This window comes from Hymenobacter negativus (genome assembly GCF_017571495.1).
GTDB classification, from domain to species: Bacteria; Bacteroidota; Bacteroidia; order Cytophagales; family Hymenobacteraceae; genus Hymenobacter; species Hymenobacter negativus.
This window is the reverse complement of record NZ_JAGETZ010000020.1, coordinates 52,815-77,171: the sequence shown is the minus strand read 5'-3', so window position 1 is coordinate 77,171 and position 24,357 is coordinate 52,815. Positions and strand designations below refer to the sequence as shown.

The following is a 24,357-nucleotide window of genomic DNA, read 5'->3' as shown; positions in this document are numbered from 1 at the left end:
ACACTATACGAAGTATTGATGGTGAAGGCCCGCGCCTATTTTCAGCTGCTCAAGTTCCGGCTTTCGTTCACGGTGGCGTTTTCCAGCGCGATTGGCTACATGCTGGGGGCACACGAATTAAGCTGGAGCCGTGCGTTGCTCGTGCTACTAGGGGGCTTGCTGGTGACAGGTTCGGCTAACATTGTAAACCAGGTACACGAGCGTGAGCTAGATAAGCTGATGACACGCACCGCCAAACGGCCACTGCCGCTTGGTATTATCTCAACGGCCGAGGCCTGGGTATTTTGTGTATTACTAGGAGTAGCAGGCTTGGGGTTATTGTGGTATTGCTTCAATCCACTCACAGCTGGCCTATCATTGCTATCGCTGATTCTATACGGCTTCATTTATACACCACTCAAAACGATTTCGCCCATCTGTGTCGCTGTGGGAGCTATCCCGGGCGGGCTGCCACCACTCATTGGTTGGGTCGCAGCTACGGGCTATATCGGGGTCGAAGCCTGGGTGCTGTTTGGCATCCAGTTTATGTGGCAGTTCCCGCACTTCTGGGCCATTGCCTGGGTAGCAGATGATGACTATAAACGGGCGGGCTTTAAGATGCTGCCGACACCTGGCAACCGCGACCTGCGCACGGCCTTCCAGATAATGACTTACACACTGCTGCTGATTCCCCTTAGTCTGTTGCCGCTGGAATTCAATATTGCCGGCCGCATTTCGGCACTGGTAGCAGTAGTATGTGGAGTGTTATTTCTACTGCTCACGGTACAGCTTATGCGTACGCAGTCGCGCAAGGCAGCCCTGCGCATCATGTTTGCTTCTTTCCTTTACTTGCCCATTGTACAAATTGCGCTGGTACTGGACAAAATCTGATTAATAATGGTTGGGTATTAGTGGACAAGGATTAGTGCTGGAGGCAGTGCTGATACGCTTTGACCATATCCTAACCGTTTCTCCTAATACTTAACCACTAGCTTTATGAATCCTTCAGAGCTCCTGTCCGAAAAGGAAGTAGGATTGGGTTGGCACCCTAAGCGCGTGCTGCTCATTCTGCTCATTTTCAGCATTGTGATGATGTTTGCAGCTTTCACCAGCGGCTACATTGTGCGGCGTGATGAGGGCAACTGGCGTGAATTTGACCTGCCGGTTTCCCTGTTGATAAACTCTATTCTTATTGCGCTGAGCAGTGCCAGCATGCAGTGGGCTTATTTCTCAGCACGTAAGAACGAAATCAGTCGTGTGAAAACGGGCCTAATAATCACCTTGGTGTTGGGCTTCGCCTTTTTGGTCGGGCAATACCACAGCTTTGGTGATTTGGTGGCGGGCAATACCTATTTTGGAGGTGCTGACGCCAATCCTTCTGGTTCGTTCGTATACGTTCTTATGGGCGTGCACGCTTTTCACCTTATTACGGGGCTTATTTTTCTGGCCGTAGTGCTCAAGCGGACCCTTAATTATCAGGTGCATTCGCGTGCTATGCTCTCTATTGGCAATGCTACCTTATACTGGCACTTCCTGGGCGGGCTTTGGCTGTACCTGTATTTGTTCTTACTTTTGAACCACTAAAACGACGTTACGCTGTCCGCTATGGCCCAATCGACCACTTTGCAGCATCCCGCTGCTTCCGCTACCCACGACGCCCCGCGCACCGGCAACTGGGATGGCGGCAACGAACCTTTCAAAGCGAGCTACGGCAAGCTGATGATGTGGTTTTTCCTGCTGTCTGATGCATTCACCTTTGCCGCCTTCCTCACTACCTATGGCATGATTCGCCATAAGCACGAGGTATTTACCGGCGAAGCCAAGGACTTTTTCTTCAGCACCCGGTGGTGGCCCATTCCTGACCACGTATTCAATGCCTTCCCCGGTATGGGCGAGGCTAACGTTCCCCTAGGTTTCGTGGCTCTGATGACCATGATTCTGATTTTGAGCTCGGTAACAATGGTGCTGGCTGTTGAAGCTGGCCACCGCATGGACAAAGCAGATGTGCAGAAGTGGCTGTTATGGACCATCCTTTTCGGTGCCACGTTCCTGTGCAGCCAGGCTTGGGAATGGTCGCATTTTATCCATGGCCATGCTGAGCCCACCATCATGGCTGACGGCACTAAGTTCTTCGGAGCCAACCTGTCCATGAACCAATACGGCCCGGTGCTTTTTGCCGACCTGTTCTTCTTCATTACCGGTTTCCATGGCACGCACGTATTCTCGGGTGTCTGCCTGCTGGTGTGGTGCTTCATCGCCACTACCAACGGCACCTTCGAAAAGCGCGGCCACTATGAGATGATTGAGAAAATCGGTCTATACTGGCACTTTGTAGACTTGGTATGGGTGTTCGTATTCACCTTCTTCTACCTTGTTTAAAAGGGTGTTGAATGACGAATGTTTCGTGCTGAGTTATTGACTCGGCCAACATTCAGCCCTTAACACTCAACATTCAAAACTGAAAAAATGGCTTCTCACGCAACCACTGAACATACGCTGGCTCCCGGCGAAATTGCTAAGCCGAACACCGGCTGGATTTGGAAAACTTTTGGCGTGCTGGTCGCCATTACGGCCATCGAGTTCGTATTCGTATTCCTGATGCACCCGAGCACGCTGCGCAACAGCATTTTCATTGTGCTTACCATTCTCAAAGCCTTCTTCATCGTGGCTGAGTTTATGCACTTGAAACATGAGACCAAAGGCCTTATCTGGACCATTCTGGTGCCAGTGGCTCTGCTGATTTGGCTGCTGGTCGCACTGATTACTGAAGGCTCGTTCATCGGCGAAGTCTTGCAAAGCATGTTTAAATAGCGGATGCGGCCCCGCCAAACCCTTTTGCTGGGGCTGCTGCTATTGGTGCCGGTACTGGCCTTTTTATTCCTTTACCGCTTCGGTTCCAACCGTTACGCGCTGCCAACTTACCTGCCCGACCGCGTAGATTCTACGCAGGTCGCTGGTAAATGGCAGCGCGATACTGTTTTCCACCAAATCACACCATTCATTCTTTCGTCATCTTCTGGCCGAAAGGTGAGCAGCAAAGAGTTGGGGCAGGGCCTCTACATCGCCCAGTTTTATGGCGCTGATGAAGCCAGCGTCAGAGTAGCGCGCCAACTGCTCCGGGTGCAGGAGAAGTTCCGACATGTGCCGCAAGTGCGCCTGGCAACTTTCGTTCTGAATAGTCAACCGGAACAACCTATTGCGCTGACCCGATTGGCGGAGCAGTACGGTACCATCGCTGGCAAGTGGTTTTTTCTAACTGGACCAGCCGATACTCTTCAGCAGCTCACCCAGCGCGAGTTTCGCCTTACTGCCGACCCTAAGCGTTTGCCTGAGGCGAAGTATGCCGCCAACATCCCCGCCGGCCGCCTGTTATTAATTGACAACCAGCGCCGCGTGCGCGGTATCTATGATGGTACCGATGGTCGGGAAATAGACCGATTACTCACGGAAATTACCGTGCAGCTTTACGATTATGAGCACCCCCACTGAACAATTGCACCCACCGGTAATGGCACCCGGTGATTATACCCGGTATAAAATCATCATGGTTACGATGGGAACAGTAGTTCCCTTACTGGTTGCTGTGTTGTTTTATTATAAAGGCCTTTTCAAAATTCAGGGAGCGGGACCTTATCTGCACGCTTTGCCAGCCGTTAATGCTGTGCTCAACTCCTTGACTGCGGTAGCCTTGCTGACTGGCTTCTACTTTATCAGGCAGAAGAATGTGCTGGCGCACCGTACGGCTATGGCTACTGCTTTTGCACTGGGAGGGCTTTTCCTGTTGTCGTATGTAGCATATCATTCTCAGGTGGACAGCACCAAGTTTGGTGGTGTAGGAACGATACGAGCCATCTACTTCTTCTTGCTCCTAACCCACATCAGCTTGGCTGTAGTGACGGTGGCACTGGTATTATTTACCCTTTACTTTGCCCTCACGGGGCAGTATACCAAGCACAAAGCCATTGCCCGATGGACCTTCCCGGTGTGGCTTTATGTATCGGTGACGGGCGTTATCGTATATTTCATGATTTCGCCGTACTACGCTGCCTAGTAGGAAACTTTGCTCAGATTTGCTTGTTGCCTTAGTTATGAAAAAGACCCTTTTTGCCGCTGCTTTTACTCTGTTTTTAGGTGTAATGCTGAGCTTGGCGCCGCTGACGGCCCGGGCCCAATGCACGATGTGTAAGTCGCAGGTAGAGGCGGCCCGGCAGGAGCGCGACGACTACGATGTGGCTGGCCTCAACAAAGGAATTGTATATATGATGACAGTGCCGTACATCCTGATGGGTGCAGTCGGCTATTTCTGGTATCGTCGTACGCACCCCAAAGTGAAGGCTGCTAAGGCGTAATGGAGCAGCCTACCAAGGCAATTGCCTCGACGGGGCTGGCGCTGCTGGACTTGCGGTGTCCGCGCTGCCATATGGGCAAGCTCTTTGCGCACCCGGCGCTGAGTACCAGCTTCGTGGAAATGCCACCTCAATGCCCCATCTGCAGGCAGACGTATGAGCCGGAGCCGGGTTTCTACTATGGAGCCATGTATATCAGTTCGGGCTTTTCAACGGGGATTCTGCTGCTGATAGGGTTTCTGCTCTATTACTTTGCGAATGACCCGCCGATGTGGGTGTACATAACCACCGTTGCGGCTGCTGTGATGGTGGTGACGCCGCTGCTGTTTCGCTACTCGCGCGCCGTAATGCTCTATGGTTTTGGTGGAGCCAGATTCGACCAGCGCTATTTATATCGTTAGTTATTAATGCTTTGTAAATGTTGAAAATGCTGCCTACGGGCGGCATTTTTTATTAGGCGTGGATTTTGCGGGGACGCCGAAAGCCAGGCCCGTTTCTATAGTGCGCCAAATACCCGACTTCGGCTGATTACTGACTTTAATTTCCTGCTGTTTGCATCATCAGCGCTACCCCATTTCTTCGGTGATTGAAACGCCTGCTTGGCGGCGCCTGCCTTGGCTATTGTTACTGGGCGCAGTGCTGTGTTTTGTGGGCGGTTACTTAGCCAGCCGCTATGCCCAAGCGCCGGGCGTAGTGCAACGCACCGATATAGGACGCCTGCAACAGCTGATACGTACCGCCGAAGCCACAGCTCGCCGCGAAGCCGATACGGTAGCCGCCCAACTGCCGCGCGGCAATTTCAGCTTCCGAAAGCTGCTGGACCAAACCACTTATCCAACCTGTGTACTCGAAAACGGGACGCTCCGCTATTGGTCCGATGCTACGCTGCGGCCTGAATCGGAAGTAGCTGGAGCGGCCCCGGAGCGCCTGATTGAGACATCGGTAGGAAAGTTTATCCAGCTACGCCGAATGGCGGGCCGCTATTTGATTCTGACGTATTTGCCCCTAGAACGGCACTACGACATCAAAAACCGATACCTGAGTGAGGGTGGCGAACAGGCACTGTTCCGAGGAATGGAGCTGGAGGTGATAGGCGATAGCGCCACCAAAGGTCCTGCCCGCTTTGAGGCTCCCGATGGGCATTTCCTGTTTTCCATAAAGCGGCTTCAGCCCAACCCGCTTACGGGGCAATATGTGCCGTTGGCGCTGTTGGGATTGGGTAGCTTGCTTTATGCTGCCGGCTGGCTGTTGCTGGCTTGGCGGTGGTGGCGGGCTGGCCGGGTAGGCGTGGCAGTGGGCGCGCTGGTGCTACCGCTGGTGCTGCTGCGGGCGGTGCTTCTTTACTTGGGACTGCCGTACTCGTTTATTGAGTTGCCATTGTTCGACCCCAAGGTGTACGCGGCGGCGTGGTGGGCCCCTTCCTTGGGCGACCTGCTACTGGATGCATTTCTGATGTTGTTACTAGCCTCGGGCGGCGTAGCGCTGTGGCGGCATTTCGATGTGCTGGGGCGGGTACGCGCACCCCGTACGCCGAGTGGGCAGGCGTTGGCAGTGGCTGGTATAGGTGCCGCATTTTGCGGCTGGCTGGCGCTGTTGTTCGCTTACTACACCATTGCGTTTGGCAGCTCACAGATTAGTCTGGACATCACCCGGAACCTACAGATAACCGGGACATGGGCCACGCTGGCCCTAGCAGTGCTGCTGCACACGGCGGCCTGGCTGGCCGGATTCTTTGCCCTAACGCAGCTGGCGGGAGCCTTGCTGCAAGCTGTGCCGCGGCGCATGCTGCTACTGGCGCCGGTGCTGATAGCACTGCCGGTGCTGGCCGGCGGACTTGCGCTGGGCGAGCCGTGGGTGCTGCTGCTGGCGGTGCTGCTGCTATTTGCGGCATTGGTTCGGGTGGTGAACCTGAAGCCTAGCCCCGCAACGGGGAATTACCAAGCATCGGTGCTGGTGGTGTTGCTGCTAGCCCTGACCTCGGCTACCGGAGCACTGGCGCTTTATGGGCAGTTCGAGAAGCAGCTGCTGATTGACAAGCAGCGTTTAGCGGGCAACCTGCTTATTGATAACGACCTGCAGGGCGAGTTCCTGCTGGGCGAGCGGATGCGGGACATTGCCGCTGACCCCTTCGTACGACGGTCGTTGTCGGCGGCATTCGGGCGGCCTGAGGCGGTGCGTGAGCGCATTGCCCGGCAGTATTTAAGTGACTATTTCGATAAGTACGAGAGCACCATTATGCTCTATGATGCGGCGGGCGACCCCATTGGGGCTCCGCCTGGCACCCCGCGGCTGAATGAGGCCCGTGCCGTTACCGAACGCTTGGCTACGCCCACCGACCAAGCGGGCGTGTACCTGATGCAATCCGACAACCCGTTTGGCTCGCGGCGCTACGTCGCGCATATCAACGTGCCGGGCCAGCGCGTGAACGGTTTTGGGTTGTCGCTGGGCGCTATCAGGGTGGAACTGGCGCTCAAAAAGCTAACTTCCTACAGCGTGCTGCCGGAGTTGCTGGTCGACCAGAAGTTTTTTCAGCCGGGCCTGGCTACCGAGTTAAGCTACGCCGGCTACAACCACGGCCGGTTGGTATACAGCGAAGGCGATTTTGATTACGCCAACCGCCTGCCAGCCGAATTGCTGACCACGCCGCGTCTCTATACCACCGGCATTACGCGCCGTAATTTTCATCATTTCGCCGTACACGGCTCAATGGACCGCATTGCGGTGGTGACAACGGCCACCTATTCGCTGGGCGACTGGCTGGCTAATTTCTCATTCCAGTTTTTGTTGTCGGCATTTTTCTGGCTGCTTTTGGCTGGGCTGCTTCTGCTGGTACGGGGACGGGCGCTGCCGAGGCTCAATTTTAGTACCCGCATTCAGCTGCTGCTAAATGTGGGCATTGTGGTGCCACTGCTGGTGGTGAGCGTGGCAACTGCCAGCCAGCTTATCGACTCCTACAAGCGCGACCTGGCTCGCACCTACGAGCGGCGTGGGCAGCTGGCGCTGGAAAGCTTGCGTCGGCAGCGCCATTTGCTGTCCGACAGCACAGCGCGGCCCACGTTAGCCGCTTTGGCTAAAACCGTGGCTGCCCTAACCGAAACCGACCTTAACCTCTACGACGCGCACGGCGAGCTGTTGGCCAGCAGCCAGCCACTCATCTTCGATGCCGGGCTGCTGGGGCCCTTGCTGAATCCGCAGGCGATGGTGGCGTTGCGGGAGCGCAACCGGCCGCGCGCCCTGCTTACAGAGCGGGCTGGTTCGTTGTCATTCAATGCTTTGTATTTGCCGGTGCGGGCTGGGGCGGGCGAAGCGGTAGCCGCCGACTTGGCGGGCCATACCTTACAGCACCCTGTTTCGAGAGCCCCTAATGATGGGCAGCCCAATGCTGCCGATGACATGGCCATGCCGACCGGGCCAATTTTGGGCTACGTGGGAATTCCATTTTTTGACTCGGAAAAGGAATTGAATACCAAACTGACCGAGCTGTTCACGACCATCCTGAACATTTTCACGCTGATGTTCCTGTTGTTTCTGGGGCTGGCATTTTTGGCAGCGCGGCAGCTCACGGCCCCGCTCAAGCTCATCACCGAAAAGCTCACCCAGACTACCCTCACCGGTGAAAACGAGCTGCTGGACTACCGCAGCTCCGACGACGAAATTGGCCTGCTGGTGCGCGAGTACAACGCTATGCTTACCAAGCTGGAAGCCAGTAAGCGTGAGTTGGCAGCGCAGGAAAAAGAGGCGGCTTGGCGCGAAATGGCCCGGCAGGTGGCTCACGAAATCAAGAATCCGCTCACGCCCATGAAGCTGAGCCTGCAGTTCCTGCAAAAAGCCATCAACGAACGCCGGCCCAATGCCGAAGAGTTGATTGGCCGCATCAGCCAGACGCTCATTACCCAGATTGATGTGCTGAGCGACATTGCCACCAGCTTCAGCACCTTCACCAACCTGCCCACCATGCGCCCCGAGCGGCTGGATGTGGCTGCTGTGCTGCGCCGCTGCGCCGGACTGCACCAGCCCGATACCGACGACGGCGCGCTGGAATTGCACATGCCTCCCGACGTTGAAACCGGACGCTACATCGTATTCGCCGACGAAAACCTACTGGTACGTACCTTCAACAACCTGCTGATAAATGCCCGCCAAGCGGTGCCCGAAGACCGGGCCCCGCACATTGATGTATCGTTGGAAGCCATTGGCGCGAAGGGCGTGCGGGTGGCTATTCGGGACAATGGGAGCGGGATTCCCGAGGAAGTGCGCGAGAAGGTATTTGTGCCCAACTTCACCACCAAAGCCAGCGGCTCGGGCATTGGCCTGGCAGTAGCCAAGCGTGGGATTGAGAGCGCCGGCGGCAAAATCTGGTTTGAAACGAAGGTGGGGGAGGGCACCGACTTCTTCATTGAGCTGCCGCTGGCCGGATAAAGCTGCTGCTCCACCTGCGCCACGGCACGAAATACCCTGCTTCTGTCGTTACCCGCCAAACCCGACCTTTACTGCATGATTCGCCGCTTACGCCTGTGCTTCCCCCTCGTGGGCCTGCTCGCTGCGGCGCTGTTTTTTCTAAACCAGGAGGCTAGGGCGCAGGCGAACTCGGCGAAATCCGGCGAAGCGCCACCGCCCAGCACCCGGCGCTGCCGCTACGTGCGCTTAGCCTTGGGGCGCGATACCACTGACTTTGTGCTGAACGACACGCTGACCGTGGTGCCGTCCTCCGTGCTCATTAGTGGGCGCGGGGTAGATTACGACGGGCGTACGGAACGGTTCCGCTGGGTGCGGCCAGCCCCGCGCGACAGCAGCGGCGCGCCGCTGGCCGATTCCATTCTGGTGTGCTACCGGGTGTTGCCGTTGCGACTGAGCCTGGCACGGTACCGGCGGCCCCGGAGCATGATGGACAGCATGGGCTTCCGGCAACCCATACTGCGGTTCGAGGACTTCTCGGTGAAGGAGCAGATTCTTAATACGCCAGGCATCAGCAAAACGGGAAACCTGTCGCGGGGGCTCAGCTTTGGCAATACCCAAAACGTGTTTGTGAATTCAGCTCTTAACCTTCAATTGGAAGGGCAGCTGGCCGAAAATATTCACCTCACAGCTGCTATCTCGGACCAGAACGTGCCGTTTCAACCCGAAGGAAATACCCAACAACTCCAGCAATTTGATAAAATCTACATCACCCTCACCAACCCCAACTGGAACTTGACGGCTGGCGATGTGGTGTTGCGCAACAAGCCCGATTACTTTTTGCGCTACTACAAAAACATTCAGGGTGCTGCAGCTGAGGCCAATTTTGGGCCACCCATTATTGGGCTGGCGGGCACCGGCGCGACACAGGGCGTCGCCAATGCGGTGTTTCTGAACGGCGTGGCCGGCCAGGTGCCGGCAGGCGGCGTCACGGGGCCGTCGCCGTCTACGCTCAACCCGCCGGCCATCAGCCAGCCTCAACTAACGGACCCTAACCGCCAGGTGCCGGGTGCTGGCGCCCCACTGGCAGCTGGCGACAAAGCTGGTGTGACAGGTACCACCGTGAACAGTGCGGGCGTGCGCAAGGGACTGGTTTGGCGCTCGTCGACTTCGGTGGCGGGGGGCGTGGCCAAGGGCAAGTTTGCCAGCACCGACGTGGCCCCCATCGAAAACGTGCAGGGGCCCTACCGCCTTAGTGGGCCGAATGGCGAGCAATACATCATCGTGCTGGCCAACTCGGAGAAGGTTTACCTCGACGGCCGCCTGCAAACCCGGGGCTTCGACGCCGACTACACCATCGACTACAATCTGGCCGAGGTTACATTCACGCCGCGCCACCTCATCACGCGTAATTCGCGTATTAAAATTGATTTTGAGTATTCGGACCTCAATTATTCCCGCTCGCTGGTGGCAGCCAGCCACTACCAGCAGCTGGGCCGCTTGAGCGTGCACGGCAATTTCTACCAGGAAGCCGACAACCCCGACAATGCGCCAAACCTTAACCTGAACGATACCCTGCGTGCCCAGCTCCGGCGGGCAGGCAACGTGGCCGTGGCCACGGCCACCGGCGGCGACTCGGTCAGCTACTCCCGCTCGCAGGTGCTGTACCGGCGCGATGCCGCCACCGGCCAGTTTAGCCGGGCGGTGGGGGCTGATACATTGCGCGGCGTGTATTCGGTGCGCTTTACGGATGTGGGCCAGAACAACGGCGACTACATCCTCTCGACCGACCCGGCCGACCAGACCAGCAACGGACGGGTGTATAAGTACGTGGCTCCGGTAGCAGGTGTGCGCCAGGGCCGTTATCTGCCGGTGCGTCTTATTCCCACGCCGCTTCTCAAGCAAATGGCCACGGCCGGCGTCAGCTACCAGCTGGATAGCAGCACGACGGTATTTGTCGATGTGGCCCGCTCGCGCCTCGACCGCAACCGCTTCTCGTCCGAGAGCGACCAGGGCGGGGCCATGCACGTCGGCTACGTAGTGCAGGACCGCCGCCTGCCCGCCGCACTGGCCAATGGCGTGCTGCAAGGCTACCGCCTGCGCTCTACACTGGACTACGAGTACACCGACAAGCGTTTCGCGCCGATTGACCGCTACCGCGACATCGAGTTTGACCGCAATTGGAGCAACGTGAGCACCACGGCTACTGCGGGCACCACGCCGGTAGCACGGGAAGACAACATCTTCAATTTCAGTGTGGGCGCCAGCAAGGATTTGAACAACAGCGTCAATTACCGGCTCAGCCGCCGCTTCCGGCCCGGCGAGGTGAATGGCGTACAGCACTGGTTGGATGCAGCCCAGAAGGTAGGCAACCTGGAAATGCGGGGCTCACTGTTTTTGCTGAATTCGGATGCCGGGCGCTTTCACTCCGATTGGGCGCGGGGCGAAGCCACCGGGCGGTTTGTGGGCGGCCGCATCGTGCCCGGCTACGCTTACCGCTTCGATAAAAACCGCGTGAGCTCCACTACTACCGATACCATTCGCTCAGCCAATTACTTTGATGAGCACGACGTGTTTATCCAGAGCCGCGACTCGGCCCGTACCCAGTTCCGCCTCGACTACACCTACCGCCGCGACCAAACCCCCAACGCCGAGCAGACGGCCCTGCAGCGGCGCGGCACCGCCCAAACCTGGCAGGGCACGCTGGCTTCGCGCCTCGGCAAAGCCCAGGATATCCGGGTGCTGGCCACGTACCGCGACCTCGATTCGCTAGGCCTAGCGCGCAACCGCACGGTGCTGGGCCAGGTATTCTATAACGCCAGCCTGCTGCAAAACCAGATTCGTTCCGAACTGAATTACAGCGTTGCCACCGGCCGCGAACTGAAGCGCGACTACTCGTTTCTGGCCGTGCCGGCCGGCCAGGGCACGCACTACTACGCCGGTGACCTCAACGATAATAAGCGGGAGGACAAGGATGAGTTCTTCGAGGCCCAGACGCCGGACGCGCAGTACCGCACCTACATCAAAGTGTATTTGCCTACCACCGATTACATCACGGCTTTCACCAACCGCCTGGCCTACCGCCTCACCACGGCGGCCCCGCGCAGCTGGCGCGAAGCCGGCGGCTGGCGCGCCGTGGCCTCGCGCTTTGCCACGCTCACCAGCATCACCGTCGACCGCCGGACTACCGACCCGTCGGTATTTAAGCGTCTCAGCCCCCTGAGCTTTGATAAGGAAGACGACCAGCTGCTGGCCTTCAATCAGCTGTTTCGCAATACGCTGTATTTTAACCGGTCGAACCCTGTATTTGGGGCGGAGCTGACTTTCCAGCAGACCCAGCAGAAAACCCTGCTGGCTCAGGGCTTCGACGTGCGCAACCTCACCACCCAAAGCCTACTATTGCGCCGCACGCTGGCCACGTCCTTTACTGGCCGCATCACGGGCAGCCGCGACATCCGCGAGGCCAGCAGCACTTACCTTGCCCCGCGCAACTACCGCCTGCTGATTTATGCCATTCAGCCCGAAATCAGCTACCAGCCCACGCCTGCGTTTCGCCTCACCGGCACCTACGTACACACCTACAAGCAGAACATGCGGGATACTCCGCTGGAAACGTTCCCCACGCCCACGCCGGCCGAAACACACCCCGGCATCTTCGATGATTTGGGCCTCGAAACCCGCTTGAGCCAAGTGAGCAAGCGTACGGTGTCGTCGGCCATCCACTACACCCGTGTCGGCTTCGAAGGCACCGACCCAAACTCCGTGGTCGCCATCGAAATCCTGAATGCCCTGCGCCCCGGCAGTAACTTCACTTGGAACCTGAACGTGGAGCAGCGCCTCAGCAACGGTCTGAATATTACGTTGGCGTACGACGGCCGCAAGGCCAGCGGCCTCAACACCGTGCATACCGGCCGCATGCAGGTGGCCGTGCTATTCTAATGCTGATGTGGTTTGCTCGATTGCTTGCGCCGTTCGATTAGTTGAGAACAAGCGGGATTTCTAAGCTGCTTTGGTAAAATAGCTCAGGCTGAAGTACTTTGCGCCGGACTTAAGCTAGCTAGACCGCCCATGCACTTTCAACAGCTTGCTCCGCCCGAACCACTCCGGGAGTACGTGCAGTATTTCTGGGCGCTGGAATGCGCCGAGCCAAGTCCTACGTCTTTCCGCACAATTGCGGACGGCTGCCCGGGCCTCGTTTTTCAGCAGACGGTGGGCGGCATCCACGACCCGGCGGGCAAGCCCTGGCCAACCTTGCTGCTACACGGCCAAGCCACCAAAGCCAGCGAAGCGCAAGTCGGGGGGGCGTTTCAGATGGTGGGGGCCTGCTTCCACCCCAGCGCGGTACCCGCCGTTTTTGACGTGCGCGCCGATGAGCTTACCGACTCCTGCCTGGATATGGCCTTGCTGCCGACACCATTCCAGCACCTCACCGAGCAATTGCAGCACCGCCCAACCACTGCGGCGCAGCTGGAGTTGCTAGCTGCGTTTCTGCTGAATACCACCGCCCGCCCCGCGCAGCCCACAGACCCCAGCGTGCAACACGCCCTGACGCGGCTGCTAGCCACTCAAGGCCGCGTGTCGTTGCGCGAGTTGCAGCAGGAAACACAGCTTTCGGAGCGCAGCCTGCAGCGTAAGTTTCAGCACCGGGTAGGTGTGCCGCCCAAGCTGTTTGCCCGCATTTGTCAGTTCCAGGCCACGTTGCGGCAACTACGAACAGCCAGCTACGACAAGCTTTCGGACCTGGCTTTCACCCACGAATACGCCGACCAGTCGCACCACATCCGGGGCTTTAAGGAGTTTGCCGGGCTTTCGCCCCGACAGTACCTGCACCGCTCCCGCGAATTGATGGAAAATCTAACTGAGCCACGCTAATCGGCGCTGGCGGGTTTGTTCTATTTTCTGGGTTGACAGAAGAGGTGCTTTGTAAAAAAAACACTTCTTATGAACCTCCTCATTTTCGGCGCTACCGGTGGTACCGGCCGCCAGCTGCTCACCCAGGCGCTCGCTCAGGGCCATACCGTCACGGCTTTTGCCCGCCAGCCAAGCACGCTTCCCCCCGCACAAGCGGGCCTGCGGATAGTGCAGGGCAATGTTCTCGATTACCAAGCCGTGCAGCAGGTTTTGCCGGGACACGATGCGGTGCTGTCGGCGTTGGGCGCCCCCGGCAATCAAAAGGATGCGGTGCGCTCGTTGGGTACCCGGCATATTTTGCAGGCAATGGAGGAGGCAGGCGTTCGGCGCTTTGTGTGTCTGACCACGCTGGGCATGGGTGACAGCAAGGCTGCGCTGCCTTGGGTATACAGCTACTTCCTGGTGCCGTTGTTTCTGCGCCACGCCTTCGCCGATTCCGAAATTCAGGAGGACTATATCCGGCAAAGTCAGGCCGACTGGACCATCGCCCGCCCCGCGACCCTCACCGATGGCCCGCGCACTGGGCGCTACCAACAGGGCTTTGCGGCCACTGCCAAAGGCTTGCGCATGAAAATATCCCGGGCCGACGTGGCCGATTTTATGCTGGGCCAGCTGCACGACCCCGCACACCTGCGCCAAGCCGTCAGCCTGTCTTACTAATCTGTTTCGACGCACTCATGCAAGGCAAAACAATCATCCTAGCGCTAGCCACCAGCACCACCGCTCTGATAGCCGGGGTGTATTTCAGCTTTTCGGTAGCCATCAATCCGGCGTTTTCCCAGCTCTCCGACCGCGCCTATATTGAAGCCATGCAGCGCATCAATAGCGCAATTGTGAATCCCTTATTCGCGCTCTGTTTTTTTGGAGCACCAGTGCTGTTGCCGGTAGCAGCCGGTCTGTACTGGCGGGCTGGTGGCGGCCGGTTTTATCTGCTCGCAATAGCGGCTGTTGTTTTTTTGATTGGCAGCTTGGGAGTCACAGTTGTAGCCAACATCCCCCTCAATGAGAAGCTGGCCGCATTTCCCATCCAACAGGCCTTGGCCACACAAGCGGCAGCCGCCCGTGCTGATTTTTCTGCATCCTGGAACCGCTGGCATAACGTGCGCACGGTAGCTAGCGTTGCGGCCATGGGGTTGGCAATAGCAGCGTGCCTAGTTGCTGACCCGGCCCAATCAAGCGACCGTTAAGTATTCCAGCAAATTAGCTGCTGGAGTACCTAAAATGCGCTGCTGGGAATTTGCCGGCGGGCGATAGAGGCTGCCTTTGCCACCCGCGCAGCCAGTCCGGCCGTCAACTCCCGTTGCTTGAAGCATAGCGGCAGCGCCGTCCCGGAGCGGAAGGCCCGCACGGCAATTTCGGCGCAGGCACGGGCGTCGGAGAGGGCGTCGTGGTGGTTGAGGGGAATGCCGAACTGACCAGCCACGTGGTCAAGCTTGTGACGGTCAAAGTGTGGCCAGCACACCTTGGCCATTTTTACCGTGCACAGGGCATGAAAGGTGGGAATAGGCACACCGAAATCGCGGCAGGTATACTCGAGCACGCTTACATCGAAGGATGAGTTGTGAGCCACTACGGGCTGGCGGTGCAGGTAAGGGAGCAGCATGGGCCAGGCATCAGCCATAGACGGGGCATCGTGTAACTCGGCCTCGGCAATGCCGTGCACTTGCTGGTTGCGCCAGTCGACGCGCAGCACACGGGGGCGCAGCAGGGTATAAAATTCCTCCACAATCTGACCGCCCTGTACCCGCACCACGCCCACAGCGCAGGCACTTTCGCGGCGCTCGTTGGCCGTTTCGAAGTCGATAGCCGTGAAGTTAAGATTGGCTAGCGCCTGGGTGATTTCTGCTTGCATAACGGGAAGATAATCCAACCCGGCGGAATCAGTTAGCAATATTGGTTGCTGCTGGGGCTGGCGCATCGGGCGCGCAGCACACGTCGGGCACCTCGAAGTAGCGCTCCATCACGCCGTTAATATTGCCTTCGCAACCAAAAGTGAGGTCAATATCGAATTCGATATCAGTACTAAATTGGCGTAATGGAATGAGTACCCGGCCGTAGGGAAGGCGAAGTGGCGGTAGTGTAAGCCGGGACTTAGCAGCTTGATGGGCCAGGCGTAACGCGGCGAAGCGGGCCTGCATCTGGGCATTGAACGGTGCGGCGCTGACTATGAGCTCGTGCCAGGCTTCCGGTACATGGCCGACCCCAAACAGCGCCGTAAACACTAGCAGCACTGGCCAGCGCAATTGCAAACGGAAAAAGTAGCTGAGTGCTGATACTTGTCGGCCCAGCAACCAGCCCAGCACGGCCGTGGATAGTAGTAGCACGAGCAGTATTTCGTTCTGAGCGCGCAGGAGCGGCGGCCCAACCACTAGGTAGCGGAAAAGGAGAAACCCGATGAAATTCAGCGCTCCATATGTCACAAAAATGACTGCCCAATGGCGGCGAGCCCAGGGTGTTGTTACTGCTTGCGGCTCGCTTGTACCTTGGCCCAGCCATACCCCCCCGGCTGCCGCTGCCAGCAGGCTGAATCCAATTATGGGCCTGCACAGGAACAACAGCATCGAATACAAGGCGCGGGGACCTAGTACCAGCCAGCGGTAAGCATGGAGCGGGTCGGCGGGTGGGGCCATGGCGATAGCACGTACCCAGTTGCCCGGTGCGGCGATAGCGACGGCCGTAGCTGCCGCGCCAATGAGTAGCCACAAAAGTAGCTGTGGCCGAGCTGCTTTGGGCAGAGCAAAAGCCAGCAGCGCCAGCACTGGTACCGCTTGCACCAGCGTGAGCTCGTTGCCGGTCAGGGCCAGCAGTAAAGGGAAGCAAGCCAGTAGTGCGTTGCGCCAGCGCGTGGCTGCCGGACCCCAGCCAGTGCGCAAAGCAAAGGCCGTGAAGTTGAGCAATCCAATCAGCGGAATCTGGTAGGCCACTGCGCCGCAAAACCAGTACAGGAACGAAAACGGGGCCGGTGCCGCGTTGCAAAACAGCGCCAGTAGCAGCGCGGCGGCCCACATTGCCTGGCCCCAGGTGCAGGCATCCTTCAGCGCCGTATGGAGCAGGGCCCGTAGCAAATGCGTCAAACTGGCCCATTGAGCCCCAAATAACACGGCCGTCACCACCTTCACGCCGCCCAGCCAGCCGTAGGCCACGGGGTTTAGCACGGTCATGATGAAGGTGGTGGTGAAGCGTCCGGTCCAGGTTTGGAACAGCCATATTTGCACGCCCCAGGTGCCGTGCTCCCGCAGCCAGTACGCGTTGCGGAAGTCGTCGAAAAATGGCTGATTGAATGCGGTGAGCAGCAGAAACGGCGCCAGTGCCAGCAGCAACGCCAGGCAGAGTAGGGGCAAACGCAGCTTGGATAGAACGGGCACTATGAGCAGGATTGGAATTGCGGCAGGCTGTCAGGCAGTGCGCAAGCTGACGGGGCTACAAATAACTCACAACCCCGCCAGCTTACGTGCTGCCTTCACCACGGCCAACTCGGCCTGACCGGCAGGGGCTTGCGCGACATCCAGGGTGGTGCGGGTAGCGGCCAGCCAGGCGGGCGTGGGCGTTTGGCCGGTTTGCAGCTGCGTAAGGCGCTCCAGCACTATGGTCGCCACGGCTGCCAGCTTCGTAGAAAGAGGGGCGTATTCGGTCAGGCTGGGGTTGCTGGTTAGCAATGGTTGCAGTAGTACATCATTGGCCTGCCAGCGCATAGCTTGGGCGCGCAAAGTGGCCAGCTGGCGTAAGGAGGCCGGCAGCCAATTGGGCGATGCTGGCTTATAGGCAACAATGCTATCCACCAGTACGCTGAAGCGGCGGGCCACTTCTGATTCCGCTGGTGCGGCATCAACCAAGCGGTTGTAGCTGGTTTCGGTGGTGTAGGTATAGCCCTGGAAATGGCGCTTGTACTCCTTCACGGGTTCCAATACTTGGGCTAGCGTGCGCAGGGGCGCTACGTTAGTAGAACCAGCCAATTGCCTTAGCAGCAGCTCTGGCACTCGTTGGTGGCGCAGGCCCAACTTGTCCAGACCGTCGGAAATAAGGTTGAGTCGGCGATACATGTCGGCCACGTTCTGAGTAGTAGCTTGCGGCGACCACAGCCGCTCGGCCACGGCGGCGGCGCGGGGCCAGATGCGCGATTCCATGACAACGGAATCAGCAAATTCTCCCCACATGGCGACCTCGCCGCCCAGCACCAGCTTTTGCTCGGCGGGCGTGAGGGGCGTATCGGGTGGAAGCGGGTCGGTGAGGTAGGAGCTGGCGGCCGTGAGATTCAGGTCGAGGTAGTAGCCGCTGGACAGCAACACCGGGTGGCCCTGCTTGGCCGCGTCAACCAAGCCTTTCTTGCCGCGCCAGCTTTGAATAACGGCTTCCTTAGGCAAATCGGGCCCCAGAATCTCATCCCAGCCAACCATGGTTTTGCCGCGCTTTTGCAATATGGCCAGCACGCGGCGGTTGAAATAGGTTTGCAACTGGTGCTTGTCCACTGTTTTGCCGTCGGCCTTCACCATTTTATTGTCCTGCATATAGGCCACGATGCGCGGAGTACGGCGCCAATTGCGTCCATCATTCTCATCGCCTCCCACGTGGAAATATGGGTCCGGAAACAGCGTCGTCATCTCCGTAAACAGCGAATCCAGGAAGGTGTAAGTGGTTTCGCGAGTGGGGTCGATGGCCACGTTGGTGGTGCGCCACAGCTTGTAGGGCGCATAGGTGGAGTCGGTGGATTTCAGGCGTGGGTAAGCCACAATCCAACTGGTGGTGTGGCTGGGCACGTCGAACTCCGGCACCACCCGAATACCCCGCGCCGCCGCGTAAGCCAGCACCTCGCGCACCTCGGCCTGGGTGTAGTAGAGGCCATCGGTGCTGCCCACGGTATGCAGGCGCGGAAATACTTTGCTCTCAATGCGAAAGCCCTGGTCGTCGGTCAGGTGCCAGTGCAACACGTTCAGCTTCACGGCGGCCATGCCGTCGATGTTGCGCTTCACCACGGCCACCGGCATGAAGTGCCGCGCCGCATCCAACGACAGCCCCCGCCAGGCAAAGCGCGGCTGGTCCTGAATATCGACCTCGGGCAGATAGCGCTGCTTCTTTTCGGTGCGCGGCAGCTGTTCCAGGGTGGCCAGCGCCCGCAGCACGCCCAGGCTGGTGGGGGCGTCAATGCTCACGCCCATGGGCGTCACGCGCAGGCTATACCGCTCTTCGTCAAACTTTTCGGGCTGGCCCACGCGGCCGTAGCGGATTTGGAGCAGCGGGCCGGTAGCCGGCTCCGTCGGGCCTTGCAGGCGGGCAAGGCTGCGCCGGGCGGCGGCGCGTACGGCCGGAGCGGCGCTGGCATCAAGCTGCAGCTTCAGGGGCTTGGTAAGGCGGCCCTGGCCCCAGCGCATTTCGGCGGGCAGCGGCATTAAGCCAGGCTGCGGCATTAAGCCAGGCTGCGCCTCCGAAATCATGCTCAGTAGCATGCACAGGCAGCTTAATAAAATTCGGAATCGCATCATTGAGCCAAAGTACGCAAGTGCCGAAGTTCGGTACCGTGTTTTTGCCGAATTTGCAGGGATTTAGGTTCTGTGCAACTGATATGAAATCCCCTTCCTGGCTGGCTTGGCTATTCAGTAGCTTGTTTATCATTTCGGTAGCGCTGATTGGGCACGGGCTTTGGCCTGGAGCGAAGAACCAAGGGAGCACCCGGGTTATTGTTTGGGATGTATCAGGCTACTACCTCTACCTGCCGGCCATTTTTATTCACCACGACCTGCAGGAGCTGCGTTTTCACGAACAGCTGCTGCACGATTATGCCCCTACGCCCGATTTCCAGCAGGCTTTCCGGCACCCCGCTAGTGGGCACTACGTCATGAAATACTCGGCGGGCATGGCGGTGCAGTACCTGCCCTTTTTTCTGGTAGCGCACGCCTTAAGCGGTCCGCTGGGGTATCCGGCCGATGGCTTTTCGCCGCCCTATCAGCTGGCTCTTCTCATTGCCAGCCTGCTGGTGGCCAGCCTGGGGCTGGCCTTGGTGCGGCGCGCTTTGCTGCCTCGTTTTGGCGAGTGGCCCACTGCACTCACGCTGGCTGCCATTGTGCTGGCTACCAATTACCTTGACTATAGTGCCATGGGTGGAGCGATGACGCACAATTGGCTGTTTACCTGGTATGCCGGCCTGCTGCTGCTCACGCCGGCATTCTACCGACAGCCTACCATGGGGCGGGCGCTGGCAATTGGGGCCGTGTTGGGCATGATGGTTCTCACGCGCCCTACCGAAATCCTAGCCATTCTGATTCCGTTGCTGTGGGGGCTGCGCCCTGCGGGAAGTGCCGTGCGCGAGCGGTTAGCTTTCTGGCAGCAGCGGGTGGGCCTGTTATTGGCGGCACTGCTCGCAGGCACACTGATTGTTAGCATTCAGCCGCTATACTGGCATTATGTGAGCGGCGACTGGGTGGTATACAGTTATCAGGAGCAGGGTTTTAGCTGGTTGCGCCCGCATTTATGGGATGGCATTTTTAGTTTCAAGAGCGGCTGGCTGCTGTATTCGCCATTGCTGGTGGTGGCGCTGGCAGGCTTCGGGGCACTGCGTCGCCAGCAGCCAGCGGCCTTCTGGCCAATGCTGGTATTCATCGTGCTGTTCACCTACGTCGCCTTTGCCTGGGACGAGTGGCTGTACGGCGGCTCGTTGGGCCAACGCGCGATGGTGCAGACCTATGCGGTGCTGGCCTGGCCCTGGGCCGCTGCCCACCGCTGGCTGCTGACGCGGCGGCCTTGGCTGTGGGCGTACGTGGGATTTGCAGTGCTCGGCAGCTACTACAATCTCTGGCTGACTTATCAGGCCCACCTTGGTGGCCTGTTGGTAGCCGGCCAGATGAACAGGGCCTATTGGTGGCGGATATTAGGTCGCTACGATGTGCCAACTGAGGCGCGGCTACTACTCGATACCAATTATGATTTCACCGGAACGCCGCACAACGAGCGGGTACTCTGGCAGGAAAATTTCGAAGCCGCGCACCTTGGCCAGGCTTGTGGCTTGCCGGCGCTGCAAGGGCAATGCTCGCTGCTGGTAGATGCCGCGCATCCTACCAGCCCTGAATACAGTATCCCTGCTGCCCGGGGGCAATTTCAGTGGCTGCGGGGCAGTGCCTTGGCCAGCAGCACGATGGGTGAGCAGGTGGAAGGGCGAATGAGTCAGTTTGTAGTGCGGTTTTGCCAGGGCCCGCAGGTAGTGAGAGAGCGTACGGTGCAGTTTCAGCGGGCTTTGCAGCCCGACCGGGTTGAGGAATTACATTTCTATGTTAAGGCCCCGCGCGAGGACTTTGACCGCGTGGTGGTGGTGTTTCTACACCACGGCCCCGCCACCGTTCGCTTCGATAACGCCCAACTCGTAGCTTTCGACGAGTAAACCCTGCTCATATCAATCCGCGGGCTTTGAATTCCAGGTACTTATTAATCGTGTTTACGGTCAAATCTTTTGGTGCGGTGAGCAGCGAGTAGATGCCGTACCGCTGCAGTTCGAGCACAATCTGCCGCTTTTCCTGGGCAAATTTCTCGGCAATGGTCTGGTTATACACTTCCTCGGTGGTGTCAGCCGGCACGTCCAGAAACTCGCGCAGCTCGGTGTTTTCGAAGAACACTACCAGCAGCAGGTGGTCCTTCGAGAGCCGGCGCAGGTAGGGCAGCTGGCGTTGCATGCCGTGCAGAGTTTCAAAATTGGTGAACAAAATGAGCAGGCTGCGCTGCTTGATTTTGGCCCGCACCATCGAGTAAAGCAGCTCGAAATCGGTTTCGAGGTACTGGGTTTTCTGGCGGTACAGCACCTCCAGCAGCTTCAGCATATGACCGGGCCGGCGGTCGGCAGCCAGCGTCGCCCCGGGTTTATTGGAAAACGTGACGAGCCCGGCTTTGTCGTGTTTGAGCAGGGCGATGTTGCTGACGACCAGCGTGGCGTTGATGGCATAATCGAGCAGGCTGAGGCCGTCGAAAGGCATGCGCATCACGCGGCCTTTGTCGATGAGGCAGTACACCTGCTGCGCGCGCTCGTCCTGGAAATGGTTCACCACCAGCGCGTCGTCGGCCCCGGTGCCAGCGCGGCGGGCCGTAGCTTTCCAGTTGATGCTGCGCGGGTCGTCGCCGGGCACGTAGGGCCGAATTTGCTCGAACTCCATGCTGTGGCCTACCCGGCGAATGCGCTTCACACCCACCTCCGTGAGGCGGTTGTGAATGGCCAGCAGCTCGTACTGCCGCATTTGCAGGAAGGACGGGTACACCGGCACCATCTTGTTCTGGTCGTAGCGAAACCGCCGCCGCACCAGCGCCAGGGGCGAGGCGGCGTAAATATTCAGCGCTCCAAACTCGTACTCGCCGCGCTTCAGGGGGCGCAGCTGGTATTGAATCACCTGCGTTTCGCCGGGCCGGATACTGGCTTTGAACAGCACATCGCGCCGCTGAAACTGGTGCGGAATCTCATCAATTGTCTCGGTCTGGATGGCGAAGCGGTAGTGGTTTTCCAGGTAAATCTGGATGTCGTTGTCCGAGCCGTTGGCCAGCTTGTCGCCCAGCACGCGCCGCCCAAAAACCGGTGCCGTCTCGCCCTTTGCCGGCGCATAGAGCAGCAGCGCATCAAGCAGGGTCAGGGCCGCGAGCAGGCCCAGCGCGATGTACATCGGGCCCAGTAGCCAAGGCAGGAAAAAGGCCACCACAAAACCAACAACGACCACAACGAGGGCCAGGAAAAAGCGGGGCGTCAGGAATAAGGTCATGAATTGCGCAATTGGTACCGAACTTCCATCAGCGCGAAGCCCAGCAGATTTGGCCCTTGCCAGCGGGCCGGATTGGCGGCATCGGGTGAGTCGGCAGCCAAGCCGATGCCCCAGATGGTATCCACCGGGCTGGCTTCAACGAGCACCTGGTCACCGGTCGAAAGCAGGAATTCCCGCAAGTCCAGGTGCGTACTGAATTTATGCAGATTGCCGGTGGTCACGATGTCCACTTTATTTGCTTCCCATGCTGCTGGCTCAAAATTCTGAATCTCACGCCCGAGCTTCTTGGCTTCAGCCGGACTTTTTGCTGCCAGAATTCGGGTCAGCGTGACTTCGTCACCAAACAGCCGCGCCTTCTCCGCCATCATCCAATGCTCAGTGGAACGGTAGGTAATACCCGCCACCACAAAATCGGCCACCCACCACTGGCTGAGGCATGATTTGGTGATGACGCCATCCTTACTGGGCTGGTGCCCCCAGAAAAACAAGTACTTGACGTGGGCATCCTGCGCGAGTTGGTCAAATAACCAGTCGGTGGAGTAGGAGGGCATGGGATTGATTTTAAGTTGTTTGTCTTGCTAAGCGCCACCGAAGCATCTTGAGCGCTTCGTTGCAATAGCATTAATTGCGAGTGCGAGATGCTTCGGCGGTGCTCAACATGAGGCAAGGCCTAGCGCGGCACTTCCACGCTCTGGATAATCTGCTTCACCACCTCATCCGGGGTGCCGCCTTCCATTTCGCGCTCCGGCGTAAGCATGATGCGGTGGCGTAGCACGCTGGGCGCCAGGAACTGCACATCTTCCGGCGTCACGAAGTCGCGGCCGCGCAGGGCAGCCAGGGCTTTGGCGCCGTTCAGCAGGGCCAGGGAGGCACGGGGCGAAGCGCCGAGGTACAGCGCCTTATGAGCCCGCGTCTGACCCACCAGCTTGGCAATGTATTCCAGAATATTGGCCTCTACGCGCTGCTGGCGCACTTGCTGGCGCAGCGCGGCCAAGTCGGCAGCACTCAGAATGGGCTGCACGGCCTCCAGGTTGGTGCCGCCGAAGCCGCTGTGGTGGCCGTTGAGAATCTGCACTTCCTCGGCCAGGGTGGGGTAGCCCACTTGCAGTTTGAACAGGAAGCGGTCGAGCTGAGCTTCGGGTAGGCGGTAGGTACCTTCCTGCTCCACAGGGTTTTGGGTCGCCAGCACCAGGAAGGGTTCCGTCATGGCGTAGGTGGTGCCGTCCTGGGTTACGGTACGCTCCTCCATCACCTCAAACAGCGCCGACTGGGTTTTGGCCGGGGCGCGGTTGATTTCATCAATCAGCACCACGCTGGCGAAAATGGGACCCTGTCGAAACTCAAAATCGCCCTTGTTCTGCCGAAAAACCGAGGTACCCAGCACGTCGCTCGGCATCAAATCGGGCGTGAACTGGATACGGCTGAAGGGGACTTGCAGCGTGCGGGCCAGAAGCTTGGCCATGAGAGTTTTGGCCACGCCAGGCACGCCTTCGAGGAGAACGTGCCCATCGGCCAGCACGGCGGTGAGCAGCAGCTCAAGTAAGTCGGTCTGGCCAACAATGATTTTACCGATTTCCGTTCGGATAGCTTCGGCCTGGGCAGTGAGGCGGGCAAAATCGGTGCGCGAGGCCAGGGCCGCTTCGGGCGTGGGCGCGGCCGAGGCGGGCTCAGCCGCGGCGTAATTGGTGGTATCCGATGCCGGAAGTTGGGGCGTCAGGTCGAGGTTTTCGGGTTCCATTTAAAGCGTGCTGGCGTAGCCAAGTAAGGTTTGAGCAGTTGCTTCGTCGGCGCAGGCGGCGAGCAGGTTGGCGTGAATTTGTGCGGCGTAGGCGGGAGAAACGAGGTTTTTATGATAGAGCCGGAGGTCCTGAAGCAGCTCGGCTGTGGCGTGCCAGTCAACCCCGGCCAGAAGCTCTTTTTCCGGGAGCGTGCCTTGCTTGTGAAAGCGCCGCAAATCCCAGTGGTATTTGATGAGAACGGTGAGCTTGGCTACGGTCAGCATA

Annotated in this window: 21 protein-coding genes; 14 read left to right on the top strand and 7 right to left on the bottom strand. The window is 58.7% G+C overall.

The window, feature by feature from the left end:
- Positions 1-18 precede the first annotated feature (18 nt).
- The 13 genes from cyoE (at position 19) to J4E00_RS27110 (ending at position 14,818) form a co-directional block, all read left to right on the top strand.
- On the top strand, positions 19-870 hold the full coding sequence (gene cyoE, locus J4E00_RS27170) for a heme o synthase (protein WP_208178517.1): 852 nt from the start codon (positions 19-21) through the stop codon (positions 868-870).
- 105 nt (positions 871-975) lie between these two features.
- The gene (locus J4E00_RS27165; RefSeq protein WP_208178496.1) at positions 976-1,563 is read left to right on the top strand and encodes a heme-copper oxidase subunit III; all 588 of its coding nucleotides are present in this window, start codon (positions 976-978) and stop codon (positions 1,561-1,563) included.
- A 21-nt stretch (positions 1,564-1,584) separates the two neighbouring features.
- A complete protein-coding gene (locus tag J4E00_RS27160) occupies positions 1,585-2,358 on the top strand; it encodes a cytochrome c oxidase subunit 3 (protein WP_236050239.1) in 774 nt (257 codons plus the stop codon).
- Between the two features lie 87 nt (positions 2,359-2,445).
- Positions 2,446-2,790, top strand: coding sequence for a cytochrome C oxidase subunit IV family protein (locus tag J4E00_RS27155; protein WP_208178495.1), 345 nt, complete (start codon positions 2,446-2,448; stop codon positions 2,788-2,790).
- 3 nt (positions 2,791-2,793) lie between these two features.
- Positions 2,794-3,468 carry a hypothetical protein gene (locus tag J4E00_RS27150; RefSeq protein WP_208178494.1) on the top strand — a complete coding sequence of 225 codons (675 nt, stop codon included), beginning with the start codon at positions 2,794-2,796 and terminating at the stop codon, positions 3,466-3,468.
- Positions 3,452-4,030, top strand: coding sequence for a DUF420 domain-containing protein (locus J4E00_RS27145; RefSeq protein WP_208178493.1), 579 nt, complete (start codon positions 3,452-3,454; stop codon positions 4,028-4,030). Before J4E00_RS27150 ends, J4E00_RS27145 begins: the two co-directional genes overlap by 17 nt.
- Positions 4,031-4,067: 37 nt before the next feature.
- On the top strand, positions 4,068-4,328 hold the full coding sequence (locus J4E00_RS27140) for a hypothetical protein (protein WP_208178492.1): 261 nt from the start codon (positions 4,068-4,070) through the stop codon (positions 4,326-4,328).
- Positions 4,328-4,726: a DUF983 domain-containing protein gene (locus J4E00_RS27135; protein ID WP_236050238.1), complete on the top strand. Its 399-nt coding sequence runs from the start codon at positions 4,328-4,330 to the stop codon at positions 4,724-4,726. Before J4E00_RS27140 ends, J4E00_RS27135 begins: the two co-directional genes overlap by 1 nt.
- Positions 4,727-4,877: 151 nt before the next feature.
- Entirely contained in the window at positions 4,878-8,744 is a 3,867-nt protein-coding gene (locus tag J4E00_RS27130) for a sensor histidine kinase (protein ID WP_236050235.1), read from the top strand.
- Positions 8,745-8,819: 75 nt separating this feature from the next.
- Entirely contained in the window at positions 8,820-12,659 is a 3,840-nt protein-coding gene (locus tag J4E00_RS27125; protein WP_208178491.1) for a hypothetical protein, read from the top strand.
- Between the two features lie 129 nt (positions 12,660-12,788).
- Entirely contained in the window at positions 12,789-13,592 is an 804-nt protein-coding gene (locus J4E00_RS27120; protein ID WP_208178490.1) for a helix-turn-helix domain-containing protein, read from the top strand.
- 69 nt (positions 13,593-13,661) lie between these two features.
- Positions 13,662-14,291 carry an NAD(P)-dependent oxidoreductase gene (locus tag J4E00_RS27115; RefSeq protein WP_208178489.1) on the top strand — a complete coding sequence of 210 codons (630 nt, stop codon included), beginning with the start codon at positions 13,662-13,664 and terminating at the stop codon, positions 14,289-14,291.
- A gap of 17 nt (positions 14,292-14,308) precedes the next feature.
- Positions 14,309-14,818 carry a DUF1772 domain-containing protein gene (locus J4E00_RS27110; protein ID WP_208178488.1) on the top strand — a complete coding sequence of 170 codons (510 nt, stop codon included), beginning with the start codon at positions 14,309-14,311 and terminating at the stop codon, positions 14,816-14,818.
- Between the two features lie 29 nt (positions 14,819-14,847).
- Here the strand turns inward: J4E00_RS27110 and J4E00_RS27105 are convergent, their stop codons facing one another.
- From J4E00_RS27105 to J4E00_RS27095, 3 genes are all read right to left on the bottom strand, one after another.
- The gene (locus J4E00_RS27105; protein WP_208178487.1) at positions 14,848-15,483 is read right to left on the bottom strand and encodes a 3'-5' exonuclease; all 636 of its coding nucleotides are present in this window, start codon (positions 15,481-15,483) and stop codon (positions 14,848-14,850) included.
- Between the two features lie 28 nt (positions 15,484-15,511).
- Positions 15,512-16,996 carry a hypothetical protein gene (locus J4E00_RS27100; protein ID WP_208178486.1) on the bottom strand — a complete coding sequence of 495 codons (1,485 nt, stop codon included), beginning with the start codon at positions 16,994-16,996 and terminating at the stop codon, positions 15,512-15,514.
- Positions 16,997-17,062: 66 nt separating this feature from the next.
- Positions 17,063-19,108 carry a beta-N-acetylhexosaminidase gene (locus J4E00_RS27095; RefSeq protein ID WP_208178485.1) on the bottom strand — a complete coding sequence of 682 codons (2,046 nt, stop codon included), beginning with the start codon at positions 19,106-19,108 and terminating at the stop codon, positions 17,063-17,065.
- A gap of 80 nt (positions 19,109-19,188) precedes the next feature.
- On the opposite strand from J4E00_RS27095, the gene J4E00_RS27090 reads away from it, so the two are divergent.
- Positions 19,189-20,997, top strand: coding sequence for a hypothetical protein (locus tag J4E00_RS27090; RefSeq protein WP_208178484.1), 1,809 nt, complete (start codon positions 19,189-19,191; stop codon positions 20,995-20,997).
- A 7-nt stretch (positions 20,998-21,004) separates the two neighbouring features.
- On the opposite strand, the gene J4E00_RS27085 is transcribed toward J4E00_RS27090, so the two are convergent.
- The 4 genes from J4E00_RS27085 to J4E00_RS27070 all read right to left on the bottom strand — a co-directional run bounded on the left by J4E00_RS27085 (position 21,005) and on the right by J4E00_RS27070 (position 24,356).
- Positions 21,005-22,354 carry a DUF58 domain-containing protein gene (locus J4E00_RS27085; RefSeq protein ID WP_208178483.1) on the bottom strand — a complete coding sequence of 450 codons (1,350 nt, stop codon included), beginning with the start codon at positions 22,352-22,354 and terminating at the stop codon, positions 21,005-21,007.
- Positions 22,351-22,905 (bottom strand): NADAR family protein, encoded by a 555-nt coding sequence (locus J4E00_RS27080; RefSeq protein ID WP_208178482.1) that lies wholly within the window; start codon positions 22,903-22,905, stop codon positions 22,351-22,353. The genes J4E00_RS27085 and J4E00_RS27080 overlap by 4 nt, the downstream gene beginning before the upstream one ends.
- Before the next feature lie 119 nt (positions 22,906-23,024).
- Entirely contained in the window at positions 23,025-24,092 is a 1,068-nt protein-coding gene (locus J4E00_RS27075; RefSeq protein WP_208178481.1) for an AAA family ATPase, read from the bottom strand.
- Positions 24,093-24,356 carry a hypothetical protein gene (locus tag J4E00_RS27070; protein WP_208178480.1) on the bottom strand — a complete coding sequence of 88 codons (264 nt, stop codon included), beginning with the start codon at positions 24,354-24,356 and terminating at the stop codon, positions 24,093-24,095.
- Position 24,357 lies beyond the last annotated feature (1 nt).